General features: G+C 45.6%; 8 protein-coding genes and 1 tRNA gene. 6 read left to right on the forward strand and 3 right to left on the reverse strand.

Going from position 1 to position 10,619, the window contains the following annotated elements; genetic code table 11:
- Positions 1–126 precede the first annotated feature (126 nt).
- From BIZ37_RS27320 to BIZ37_RS27335, 4 genes are all read left to right on the forward strand, one after another.
- The gene (locus BIZ37_RS27320) at positions 127–786 is read left to right on the forward strand and encodes a DUF2760 domain-containing protein (protein WP_107298295.1); all 660 of its coding nucleotides are present in this window, start codon (positions 127–129) and stop codon (positions 784–786) included.
- Complete coding sequence (locus BIZ37_RS27325) at positions 786–2,621, forward strand: Hsp70 family protein (RefSeq protein WP_158264535.1); 1,836 nt, start codon at positions 786–788, stop codon at positions 2,619–2,621. The genes BIZ37_RS27320 and BIZ37_RS27325 overlap by 1 nt, the downstream gene beginning before the upstream one ends.
- Positions 2,622–2,805: 184 nt before the next feature.
- Positions 2,806–5,640 carry an Hsp70 family protein gene (locus BIZ37_RS27330; protein WP_187464216.1) on the forward strand — a complete coding sequence of 945 codons (2,835 nt, stop codon included), beginning with the start codon at positions 2,806–2,808 and terminating at the stop codon, positions 5,638–5,640.
- 109 nt (positions 5,641–5,749) lie between these two features.
- Positions 5,750–5,953 carry a helix-turn-helix domain-containing protein gene (locus BIZ37_RS27335; protein ID WP_107298297.1) on the forward strand — a complete coding sequence of 68 codons (204 nt, stop codon included), beginning with the start codon at positions 5,750–5,752 and terminating at the stop codon, positions 5,951–5,953.
- An 82-nt stretch (positions 5,954–6,035) separates the two neighbouring features.
- Here the strand turns inward: BIZ37_RS27335 and BIZ37_RS27340 are convergent, their stop codons facing one another.
- The 3 genes from BIZ37_RS27340 to BIZ37_RS27350 form a co-directional block, all read right to left on the reverse strand.
- Positions 6,036–6,881, reverse strand: coding sequence for an ABC transporter (locus BIZ37_RS27340; protein ID WP_187464217.1), 846 nt, complete (start codon positions 6,879–6,881; stop codon positions 6,036–6,038).
- On the reverse strand, positions 6,878–7,732 hold the full coding sequence (locus BIZ37_RS27345) for an ABC transporter ATP-binding protein (protein ID WP_187464218.1): 855 nt from the start codon (positions 7,730–7,732) through the stop codon (positions 6,878–6,880). The genes BIZ37_RS27340 and BIZ37_RS27345 overlap by 4 nt, the downstream gene beginning before the upstream one ends.
- Before the next feature lie 315 nt (positions 7,733–8,047).
- On the reverse strand, positions 8,048–8,374 hold the full coding sequence (locus BIZ37_RS27350) for a hypothetical protein (protein WP_187464219.1): 327 nt from the start codon (positions 8,372–8,374) through the stop codon (positions 8,048–8,050).
- Between the two features lie 922 nt (positions 8,375–9,296).
- Here BIZ37_RS27350 and BIZ37_RS27355 point away from each other — a divergent pair.
- Both BIZ37_RS27355 and BIZ37_RS27360 read left to right on the forward strand, forming a co-directional pair.
- Positions 9,297–9,373: transfer RNA gene (locus BIZ37_RS27355), tRNA-Pro, on the forward strand.
- Between the two features lie 245 nt (positions 9,374–9,618).
- On the forward strand, positions 9,619–10,296 hold the full coding sequence (locus BIZ37_RS27360) for a vancomycin high temperature exclusion protein (protein ID WP_187464220.1): 678 nt from the start codon (positions 9,619–9,621) through the stop codon (positions 10,294–10,296).
- The last annotated feature ends 323 nt before the right edge of the window (positions 10,297–10,619 follow it).

The following is a 10,619-nucleotide window of genomic DNA, read 5'->3' on the forward strand; positions in this document are numbered from 1 at the left end:
CGATAAGGTAGCTAAATGCTTAATAGAGGGCAAAAAAATACCCCCCTTAGATGTATTGCACCTTGATTATGATAATATTCGCCCTAATTTGTGAATTAAACTCTCACTTTATAGAGAAGACGACATATGGCTTTTGATTTTTCTGAATTAACTGTGGACTTATCGGCAATGCCGACAACGATTGATATGGGACATGCTTGGTTGGGCGGTTTGTTGCTCGTCATGCTGGTACTTTATATCTCGAAGAAAGGTAAACCTGTTGAAGTCGAGAAAGTTGTTGAGAAAGAAGTCGAAAAAATCGTTGAGGTTGAAAAACCTGTCGAGAAAATCATCGAGGTCGAAAAAGTTGTCGAAGTTGAAAAGGTAGTCGAGAAGATTGTCGAAGTTGAACCTAAGCTGAAAACTTCCACACCTGACGCGGCACTGCAACTTCTATCATTGCTTCAACAAGAAGCACGTTTTATCGACTTCATGCAAGAAGACCTTAAAGGTTTCAGCGATGCTGAGATCGGCGCTGCTGCCCGCGTCATTCACGAAGGCGGCCAGAAAGTGCTATCAGAATACTTCAGCTTTGCCCCAGTACGTGCCGAAGAAGAAGAAACACGTATTACATTACCAAAAGGCTTCAATGCTTCTGAAGTGCGCCTAACAGGTAATGTCGTTGGCGAAGCACCATTTACCGGAACCCTAATCCACCGCGGCTGGAAAGTGACTGACATCAAACTGCCTAAACTGGCAGAAGGTCACGATGCGAAAATTGTTGCCGCCGCTGAGGTAGAACTGTGATGCAAGAAATTCAAGAACACCGTTACAGTGTTGGTATCGACTTAGGTACCACCCACTGCGTATTATCTTATGTAGATTTGCAAGACGAAGACGCCAGCGTCAACGTTATGCCAATTGCCCAGCTAACTACACCGGGCAACGTTGAAGAAAAGAGCCAACTGCCTTCTTTCATGTACCAGGCCCATGAGTCTGAACTTGCGGAAGGTGATACTGCCCTACCTTGGTCTGCGCAGCCAAATGCGATTGTTGGTGCTATGGCTCGTAACCTTGGTAGCAAAACCCCGATTCGTTTGATTGCTAGTGCAAAAAGCTGGCTATGCCACGGTGGTGTTAACCGTCGTGATGCCTTCCTGCCATTGAACAGCCCTGACGAAGTCACCAAAGCTTCACCGCTTGAGGCGACCCGTCAATACCTTGCCCACCTAGCAGAAGCTTGGAACCACCAACACCCTGAAACGCCGCTTTTTGATCAGGACGTGACAATCACCGTTCCTGCATCCTTTGACCCTGCAGCTCGTGATCTTACGGCTGAGGCGGCACGTGAAGTTGGCTTCAAGCACATGACACTGCTGGAAGAGCCGCAAGCAGCCGTATACAGCTGGTTGAGAAACAACGACGATACATGGCGTGATCAGGTCACTGTCGGCGATGTGATCTTGGTGGTTGATATCGGTGGTGGTACGACTGACCTTTCATTGGTTGCTGTAACCGAGGAAGAAGGTAACCTGACGCTTAACCGCGTTGCTGTTGGTGACCATATCCTGCTTGGCGGCGACAACATGGACCTTGCGTTGGCCTATCGCCTGAAGATGAAGCTTGCACAAGAAGGCAAGCAGCTTCAACCTTGGCAGATCCAAGCCATTACACACGCTTGCCGTGATGCTAAAGAAGCGCTGCTAAGTGATGCAGAGCTTCAGGCTGTGCCGATTGTTGTCCCAAGCCGTGGCTCTAAGCTGCTTGGCGGCACACTACAAACTGAACTTACTCAGGAAGAAGTCCAGCAGACGCTGGTTGAAGGTTTCTTCCCTCGCAACACTGTTGAGCAGCACCCTGTCGAGATGCAGCGTGGTGCATTGACCCAAATGGGCCTGCCGTACGCTCAAGACGCTGCGGTTTCTCGCCATGTTGCTGGCTTCCTAAGCCGTCAGTCTTCTGCTGTCGATGAGCTATTCGAGAAATACGACCAGCTTCACGAAGGCTTTATCCGCCCTACAGCTATCCTGTTCAACGGTGGTGTGCTGAAATCAGATCTACTGTCTGAGCGTCTGCTTTCGATCATCAATAGCTGGCTGACAACAGCAGGTAGCCCTGAAGCAAAACTACTTGAAGGTCTGGATCTCGATCTTGCCGTTGCAAGCGGCGCGTCTTACTACGGCTCTGTACGTAAAGGCAAAGGCGTACGTATTCGTGGCGGTATCGCAAGTAGCTACTACGTCGGTATCGAGAGCGCTATGCCTGCAATCCCTGGCATGGAACCACCACTAGAAGCACTATGTGTTGCCCCATTCGGTATGGAAGAAGGAACCCACGCCGACGTACCTAGCCGTGAGTTCGGTCTGGTCATTGGCCAACCCGTTCAGTTCAAGTTCTTCGGTTCAACAGTACGCCGTGATGACCCAGCAGGTACTCACCTTGACTGGTGGCAACCAGAAGAACTAGAGGAACTTCCTGCTATCCAGGTCACTCTTCCTGTATCTGATGGCCGCACTGCAGGCGAAATCGTTCCAGTTCGCCTAGCCTCTCGTGTCACTGAGCTTGGCAGCCTTTGCCTTGAAGCGATTCCGACCGATGGCGGTCAGAAGTGGCAAGTCGAATTCGACGTTCGCGAGAAATAACACTTTGTTATCTAAAACGGCGCCTCAGGGCGCCGTTTTTATTTGCGTTTAGATAGGACATTTTCTTTTTTTGAAATCAAAGATTTGATCATAAAGATAGCACCTTCATTAATGCACTCAATCCCCTTTTGGGATACTATCGAAAACCTTAAAAAGTATTAAAACAACACGTCTGGAGTGATGCATGACTTCTCCTCGCTACCTTGTCGGTATTGATCTCGGTACAACACACACCGTTGTCGCCTACACACCGATTTCAGATAACCTAGAATCAAGCCCAATACAGATTTTTGAAATCGACCAGCTTATCGCCCCGGGTGAGGTTGCACGTAAACCACTTCTTCCTTCATTTCGCTATCACCCAGCCGAAGGCGAAATTGATCCCGCTTTAATGGTACTACCTTGGGATATCGAACCTGTCGCAGGGGATATTCAACATGCGATTATCGGTGAGCTCGCCCGGGAAATGGGCGCAAAGGTGGAAGGCCGACAAGTCGTCAGTGCCAAAAGCTGGTTATCACACACCGGCGTTGACAGAACCGAGGCCATCCTTCCTTGGTCGTCCAATGCAAGTGTCGAAAAAGTCTCTCCTGTTATCGCAAGTGCCAGCTACTTAAACCATGTTCGTCAGGCATGGGATTACCATCACCCTAGTGACAAACTCAAAGATCAGGAAGTCGTGATCACAGTTCCTGCTTCTTTTGATGAGGGAGCAAGGGCGCTAACGCTAGAAGCGGCGAAACTGGCTGGCTTTGGCGATATTCTACTATTGGAAGAGCCTCAGGCTGTTTGTTATGACTGGTACGCCAAACACAAAGATAACGCCGAAGATATCCTCAAAGATATTCCATTACTCATGGTCTGCGATGTAGGTGGTGGTACGACTGACCTTAGCCTGATCAAAGTCGGTACCAAAGATGAAAAACTCACTCTTGACCGAATTGGCGTTGGTGACCACCTCATGCTAGGGGGTGATAACATTGACCTTGCCCTTGCCCACCTCGCCGAGCAACGCCTGCATGGCGGTAGAAAAAAGTTAAGTGCCTCTGGTCTTTCGAAGCTCATCCAGCAGACACGTAAGGTTAAAGAACAATTACTGTCGGGCAACGCCCCTGATACGGCCAAAGTTACTATGCTGGGCAGTGGTTCGCGGTTAATCGGCGGGTCAAAAAGCATTGATATGACTCGCGATGAAGTCCATCAAATCGCCCTTGATGGCTTCTTCCCCCAAACTGACTTCAGTGACCAACCAAGCCACCGTCAGGCTGCAGTGATTGAGTTTGGTCTACCATATGCAGCCGACCCAGCTATCAGCAAACACCTAGCCCAATTCATTAGTTTGCATGATTCAGTCTGTCGTGAGTCCCTAAAAGGCAGTTCACAAGCACCGCAAGCCGACCAACCAGCCATTCCTGTAGCAGTATTGCTTAACGGTGGTGTCTTCAACAGCCCGCTGCTATCTAATCGAGTGCTTGATACTTTCTCCAATTGGAAAGGTGACAGCGTCACTCAGCTTGATAACCCGCATCCAGACCTTGCTGTCGCCTATGGCGCAGTCGCTTATGCCAAAGCTCGTCACGGTGCCCAACTTAAGATTGGCGGCGGCTCTGCCCGTTCATTCTTCTTGGTACTTGAAAATAAAAAGCGCCAGAAGCAAGGCCTCTGCCTATTACCTAAAGGCATTGACGAAAGCACTGAAATTCGCCTGAAAGACCGCAAATTTGCACTAACACTAGGTGAGCCCGTTAGGTTTAACCTCGTGTCATCAACCGATGACAGTCACACACAAGCTGGTGAAATATTCACGGTTGATGAAGAGAGCTTCGTATCGTTGCCACCATTTATTGCAACGCTTGACAGTGATCGTGATCGGGCAGAGCTTGCAGCTAACCAAAAAGATCGCGAAGAAGTCACCCTCGCCTGTCAACTGACAGAAGTAGGTACACTGCAACTAGAGTGCGTGAGCATCCATGATGACAACAAACGCTGGAAAGTAGAATTTGCCATCCGTAAGGATTTAGCAAAACTCAGCCGTGAGGGCGACGACTCTACCCTTGCACAATCTGCTTTACCAGCACGCATGGATGATGCGATTACGCTAGTAAAACAAGCTTACGGCGGCAGCACCAAGAACAATGCCCCAAAAACCATCAAGACCCTCCGCAACCAGTTAGAGAAAACCCTCGGCAAGCGTGACGATTGGGAGACCCCGTGCCTCAGAGAACTCGCCAATGCATTGCTAGAAAGCAAAAAAAGGCGTCGTCGCTCTGATCTCCACGAGCGGAACTGGCTGAAACTGACCGGCTTCACCATGCGCCCGGGCTTTGGCTACCCATCTGATGAATGGCGCATGGAGCAGATCTGGCAACTGTACCAGCATGGTGTCCAATCAAACACTAGTGCTCAGACATGGAGTGATTGGTGGACGTTCTGGCGCCGGGTATCAGGCGGGCTAAGCCAAGAGCAGCAGCTTGTTATCTACAAAGACATCGCGAAGTACATCAACCCTACGGCAAGCCGCAACAGCAAACTTGCCAAGGAGATGCAAGAGCGAAGCTATGAAGATATGGTTCGCCTAGCAGCTAGCCTTGAAAACCTACCGTTTGACAAAAAGCTTCAGCTAATCGAATGGATTTTTGGTCGCCTACAAAAAACACAGTACTCGCAGGCACATTGGTGGGCGATTGGCCGTATTGCCACACGCAGTCCGTTTTATGGTAGTGCTCACAATTTGCTCACCCCGCAACATGTTGCCTACTGCTTGCCGGAGCTTATGGACTTCGACTGGCGCAAAGACTCGAACATCGCTTTTGCCGCAGTAATGATGTGCCGGATGACTGGAGACCGCACTTTGGACATCGATGAAAAGAATCGAAATGACGTAATTTCGAAGCTAAAATCGAGCAAAGCGCCAGAAAGTTGGATAGAAATGGTATCGAGCGTCAAAGTGCTGACGGAGAGTGAAACTAAGCGCGTATTCGGTGATGCACTACCAACAGGATTACGCTTAATCGATTAAGGTTCTGTTAGGGTTCAGCTGGTAATCTCATCAATCATAAATGAGAACTAACTTTTCTTCCTTAGAGATTTCCTCTGGGAATGTTTTTTGCCTAGCGAGTACACAACACATGAACCGTTCACAATATAAAATTATTGCACAACGCATCTTCAAATCTGAAAACCAGCGTATTGCTGTTGAAGCTGTGATTTTCGAAGGCCTATCTAGCTATGAAGCAGAGAAGCGTTTCGATGTGCCTAAAGGTACCCTTTCACGCAACGTACGTAAGTACAAGCGTGAGGTAGAATACCTAAACACTGTTGTAGCGGCATAGTTAAACCCGCTCGAATCTAAAATTAAAAAAACGGAGAATGACAACATTCTCCGTTTTTTATATCTGGCGAGTAGTACTTGGGCTACATCATCCTTAGCATATCATCCCGCCCTCTCAGCCAGCAGCTCATCAAGTACAAACCCACTCCAACCAACAACATAACCAGATGGGCAAAAACACCGAAACCAGCAAAAACGCTCAAGGCAGACGATCCCGTCAAAATTGAGAACGGTAAGCCATAAATCTCTGAAAGCACATTGCCGACTTCGCTTGAACCTGTCGCCTGAAACATCGCAATTTTAAATAAGATCACCACTAAAATCGCTGCAAGGAGTGGGTAACGAGTAAGCTGTGACAGTGCCATAAGCCCTGCGCCAAGGGGAAACAACGCAACACTCATTAATCCCAACCGGCCTAGAAACTCAAACCAATGGGAAACTAAATTGGCAAAAGAAATCCCCCAACTCGCCATCAGGTCTTGAGTTAACCAAATGGTTGCCAATAACCAGACAATAAAATCGGCGGCCAGCATCAAGGTAGATGCAATCAACGGGATGACTATTAGGGCAAAAACCATTTTTGCCGCTACGGCCTGATAATCTGAAACCGGCATTGAACGCCAAAACAGCAAGCTTCCCTCTTGTTTTTCTTTGCGTAGTGTTTTGGGTACGTATATAAAAAACAGAACTAAGTAGACAACACCAGCCACTACTTCATTTAGCTTGCCGATGAGGCCCGCAAATGTTCCTTGAGCAATACCCCAATCAATGATCCCTTGCCCACTCGACTGAACGGAGAATGAGACATTGTCTCCTTGCATGACAAAAACAAAATTGATAATGGCAAAAGCCAGCAATAAAAGCGGAAGCCGAACGACAATACGGTGTTCAATCAGCTCTTTTTCCAGCAGAGTAAACCAAGCTCTCATGCTTCCTCCTGCTGCAGCGCAATAAACACTTCGGACATGGAAGGCTCGCTGACCTCGCCTAACGCTATAAGCTTATCTGCTTTAACGTTTTCATATATATACATAGATTCTTTTACCCCTTGCTGAATATATAGGGGCCTTGCAGCTTCAGCTTGGCGCTTGTTTTCTTCTATTACACAGACCTTTTGAAAACGGCCCATTATCTCTTCAACCGTACCAGCAGCTACCGATTTCCCTTTCTTTAAAATCAGCAAGTCTGTCAGTAGATGAGCGACTTCTTCAACTTCATGGCTGGCAATAACCATTGAACGCTCACCTTGCTTCAGCCAGTCCATCAACTGATTATAGAAGCGCTCTCTGAACATCAAATCCAGACCTAACGTAGGTTCGTCCAATATCAACAAACGGACATCAGCAGACATAACTAAAGCTAAATGGAGTTGTACCTTCATTCCCTTTGAAAGGCGGCCAATCTTAGTCGATGGCTTAATGTCGGTTTGAGATAAATATTTTTCTGCTAAAGCAAGATCGAAATTAGGGTGTACACCAGCACTATATTTAATAATCTGTTTTACTGTCATCCACTCGGGGAGAACAGCAACATCGGAGAGATAAGCCAAGTCACATACTACTTTCACGCGTTCTTTCCTTGGCTCGAGACCAAAGACACTTAATGCTCCATCGTAGTCATGAGCACCTAATAAACATTTAATTAACGATGATTTACCAGCACCATTATGGCCGAGGATACCTAAAACCTGCCCCGGCTGAATGGTAAGATTAATGTCCATCAACGCTCGAAACCGACCGTAACTTTTTCCAAGCTGTTGTGCTTCTACCAACGTATCCACTATTTAACCTTTTCAGTTAATATTATTCTCACATAAGCATACTATCAGGAACACATTCGCCCTAATACCGTTAATGTGGATACGAGTATATGTAATTAGAGACATTACATGCCGAAGAGTAACAGCTTGCATATGAAATATAGAAGAAATGTGCCAATCGTTTGATTGACACATTTAAGAGGCATATAAGAGATTACTCTACGTTGAATAGAGTAAATGTTCTGAAGCAGGTATGTTCAGAGACTTTAAATTAGTTTAGCAACACTCTACCGAATGCAGGCTAATATCTACAATTAACAGTTAGAAGCGCGATTTTTATTCTTCGACTTGGTCAACCAAATCTTCAGGAACGACACCATCTTTTTCCATAAGAGCCAAGATTTCCATCATTCTTACCTGACGGGCTTCTTCTTTAAACTCATGAAGAACAGCAATAAGGTTGTTAATTTTGTGTAGTGGCATGCGTTTAATCACAGCCTTTTGACGACCCGGAACTTCATCAGCAAAATCAATCAGTACTTGGCGGTAGTCGACACGCTCTTCTTTTACGACACCGGTTTTTGTATCAACTTTAACGGTTTTCGCTTCAACACTATTAAGCATTGCTGATAAAGCTTTTTCAGCAGCTGCAAAGTTATCCATCAATATTACCTCTTAAACTGAATATCATGCAGAGTGATCACAAGCAATTATATGAGCTTTGAATGATGTCATGATGATACGCAAATAACATTCTAAAGTATTGTACCTTGCATCAAGGCAAGAGAATTCTTGTCATATTGAACCACATCCAATGCAGCACAGAAGTTGTTAGAAGCAATGAGTGGCAATAGTTAAGGAACTACTAAGGGTAGATGCGCTGATAATACCTCTTGTTAGAATCCTTGTGAACATAAATTTAAGGAATTTATCAAATATTCAGCAATCAGAAGGGTTTGATTGCATATTGTCATTGTGGACTAGGGATAACACTTTAGCAAATTGATTAACCACAGCTTATTCATAAGCCATAATGCAACAAGCTAATTCAAACGATAAAAACAAAAAACCCAAGCAAGAAGCATCCACTTTCAACACCTTATCTTATACTTCTAATTCCCTCCGAGGGATCACGCTCTTTCCACTTTCACTTTGTTTGGACCTTAACTGCGACATTTGGTTTCAGATTATTAAGCGTTTCATTATCCTGCACTCCAGTCATCACGCAAAAAAAACGCATCCAAGCAATATTCTTATCTCCCCTTCACAGCACTACGTTATCAAAGCATGAATAAGCCTAACGGAGAATGGCTTCAAGTTAGCATCGAAAATGCCAATCCATCGATATACCGAGTGAAGCTATCGCAAGAATGCCGGCACCTGGTCCAACCACTAGCCCTTTTCTGGTAATTGTCCGTCTCGTGTAACAATAAAGGATTGATTACTTTTAAATCAGCTAGATAGTTTTATCGCAAATAATGAGAGACAGGTTTTATTTTGGATTAACCACCTATTGCATTCTTTCCTTTGTATTGTAGAATTTAAAACGATTCTCAGCTAAAGCAATGAATATAAAGCCTTTTGGCGGACATTAGCGCAGTTTGGTAGCGCACTACTCTGGGGGAGTAGGGGTCGCTGGTTCGAATCCAGTATGTCCGACCAAAAGGCTTTTGTTTTTCCCGCCATCTGACCCACAGCACCCTTGCAAGCGTAATCAGTATATTAGGCGCGTATTTGACGCTGATTTTACACAACAGACTCAATCGATTAGGTTAAACTACTGAAACGCAGAATCGTATTTTTTCGCTATTAGCAACACAAGGGAATTAGTCGCACATGTACTATCTTGACAGCCAGAGAGAAAGTTTGTCTCTGGCCGCATTTTCAGCCAAGACCGCCGGGACGTTATGAAGATATTGAATATCATACGTTTCAGTGCAATAGGCTGTATTCTCGTCATATCAAGCATCTTATTGATCGACAGATGGTTCTCCGATCAAGCTTCATCTCGTATTTTTGATAACACGCAGGCCACCCCTGCCCGATCTATTGGCTTAGTCTTAGGGACAAGCAAATACATTGCGAAATCCCTTAACCCGTATTACCAATATCGAATAGATGCCGCTTTGCAGCTTTATCAAGAAGGAAAAGTCAATATCTTGCTGCTAAGCGGTGATAATGCCCATCGTTCCTACAATGAACCATGGACGATGAAACGAGACTTGTTGAGGTCTGGCATACCTGAGCAAGACATTGTGTTGGATTATGCTGGTTTTAGAACCCTAGATTCTGTAGTAAGGGCCAAAAGCGTATTTGATGCTAACCACTTTGTCATCATTACTCAGCGCTTTCACTGCGAGCGTGCGCTATTCATTGCAGACAGAAATCAAATTGATGCGATTTGTCTTTCTGTCCCTGAGCCGAAAGGCTTAGCCGGGCTTAAAATACGAACCCGAGAAGTACTTGCTAGAATCAAAGCGCTTATCGATGTGTATATCCTTGATATGAAGCCTAAATTTGCAGGCCCGAAAGAGCCGATTGAAAAAGAGCCGATTGAGTTAGAAGGCCCTAACCTCCCTAGTTGATACCCATACTCTTTTAATAAAAACACATACCCGGTCCTGCGCTGGGTATGTGTTTTTATCAAATCATTCCTGGCCTTTCACTTATTTCAAAGTAGAAGTACCAATAGAAATGGAATGATTAGCTTTGGATAAATTTCCAAATGACTTAATAAATTTTGCTCTTACACTACGAACATGTAGTTGTGCATCCTGCCTTATACGCTTTCTGGTTCCGTCCTGTTTCATTCTTCCCGCCAACATTTGATCATCAAAACTATATCACTGGCGGTTATGATACCTTTAGCATAAAGACAAACAACAAACATATCCGATAACACATAATC

This window comes from Photobacterium sp. BZF1 (assembly GCF_014349205.1).
Lineage (GTDB): Bacteria > Pseudomonadota > Gammaproteobacteria > Enterobacterales > Vibrionaceae > Photobacterium.

Bases quoted from the DNA above. Each gene is read 5' to 3' on its own strand.
- BIZ37_RS27325 (WP_158264535.1), top strand. From the start codon at position 786: ATGCAAGAAATTCAAGAACACCGTTACAGTGTTGGTATCGACTTAGGT.
- BIZ37_RS27320 (WP_107298295.1), top strand. From the start codon at position 127: ATGGCTTTTGATTTTTCTGAATTAACTGTGGACTTATCGGCAATGCCG.
- BIZ37_RS27350 (WP_187464219.1), bottom strand. From the start codon at position 8,374: ATGGATAACTTTGCAGCTGCTGAAAAAGCTTTATCAGCAATGCTTAAT.
- BIZ37_RS27335 (WP_107298297.1), top strand. From the start codon at position 5,750: ATGAACCGTTCACAATATAAAATTATTGCACAACGCATCTTCAAATCT.
- BIZ37_RS27330 (WP_187464216.1), top strand. From the start codon at position 2,806: ATGACTTCTCCTCGCTACCTTGTCGGTATTGATCTCGGTACAACACAC.
- BIZ37_RS27340 (WP_187464217.1), bottom strand. From the start codon at position 6,881: ATGAGAGCTTGGTTTACTCTGCTGGAAAAAGAGCTGATTGAACACCGT.
- BIZ37_RS27360 (WP_187464220.1), top strand. From the start codon at position 9,619: ATGAAGATATTGAATATCATACGTTTCAGTGCAATAGGCTGTATTCTC.